A 1,452-nucleotide genomic window follows, 5' to 3' on the forward strand; every position below is an offset into this window, starting at 1 on the left:
GCGTGTCCAGCGTCCTCAACTTGGGTCGCTTTGAACTTGATTAGATTCAGAAAAAGGCGGGTTCATTTTGCGGCCGTAACAGAGGGGGTTTTCGCTAGGCAAAGCGCTCCCCTCGATGGTCCTTTTCAGGAGGGTCGATGCGCATGCGCGCGGTTGGTAAGTAGAAGAATACCGGCGCCGTGACCCAGACTGAGAAGCAAAAGCTGCCTAAATGTTGCGAGCTTTTGCTTCCTTGACATCGCGACCTTCCAGATAGATTAGGTCCGTCAGCAGCAGCTTTGGCCCCTAGCTGGTACCTGTAGGTTCCCTAACAAGACTTGTGGCTCACTGCGCATCACCACTTGGCCTCTATGAGGACCAGGCCGGGGCCAAGCCGGGGAATTACCAGCAAGCTCGCCCTTCCGAACGTGCGTCATGGCCCGTGGAGGGGCCTCGCAGGGACCGGCCACGGGCCAGAGCACGTTTGTTGGCGATGGCTTATTTAAACTCTGGAGAGAATCATGAAAAAAGCACAGGTTTTTGCGGTTGATGTTGGTTACGGCAACACTAAATGCGCGTTTCGTATGGGCTCGGACCTCGCGACGATGATGTTTCCGTCGCTTGCCCCGCTTCGCGTCAGCGAGGCGGTCTCGAGTTTTGCCCACGGTGTACTGTCAGATCGCAAAGTGGCCGCCATTGAAATTGATGGCACAGTGTATGAAGTTGGCCCGGGTGTTGAGAGGTCGTCAGCTTATGGGAACGCAGGCCGGACGCTGTCTGAGGACTTCTGCACAACGCCGAACTACGCGGCGCTGCTCTATGGTGCGATTCATTTCGCCGGAGTGAATGACGTGGAGCGTCTTGTTCTGGGCTTACCGGTTCATAGCATCGGCAAGTACGCGGACTTCGTGCGCGACGCTTTCAGTGGCACGCTGATCTTTGGTGAGCACAAGGTTCGTGTCGGCAGCGTGAAGGTCATCCCGCAGCCCCTCGGCTCGCTCGTCTCGTTCTCCGAGTACGGCGGCGATGAGTTCGACCGGGAAAATGAGCATATCGTCATCGACGTTGGCTAGTTCACAACGGACTGGGTTGTCGCAAACGGCTTCACGATGAACGACGCGCGCAGCGGCGGGGTTCCGGGCGGTGCATCCCAAGTCTACAAGCGCATTGCGTCGCTAATCAGCGAAGCGCGGGGCGAGATCGTCACCGATATCGAGAAACTCGATAAGTGCCTCCGGATGAGGAAGCCTTTCCTTTTTTATAACCAGGAGATGGATCTCGAACCGTACGTGGAGAAGTCTCAAGCTGTCGTCCGGAGCACGGTCAAAGCGATCCAAGAAAAGGTTGGCGCCACCCGCACCGTTCGGTCCATCGTCCTGAGCGGCGGCGGTGCAGCTCTTTACGAGTCGGCAGTTCGGGAAGCGTTTCCAAAGAATCGGGTTCAGTTGATGGATGCGCCGTGCTTTGCGAACG

The 1,452-nt window shown here is 57.0% G+C and carries 1 pseudogene; it reads left to right on the forward strand.

The features are described 5' to 3' along the window. Positions 1–500: 500 nt before the first annotated feature. Positions 501–1,452: pseudogene (locus tag NCT32_RS36865) on the forward strand (PRTRC system protein D); the annotation flags it as partial.

Source organism: Caballeronia sp. INML2 (assembly GCF_023631365.1).
GTDB lineage: Bacteria > Pseudomonadota > Gammaproteobacteria > Burkholderiales > Burkholderiaceae > Caballeronia > Caballeronia turbans.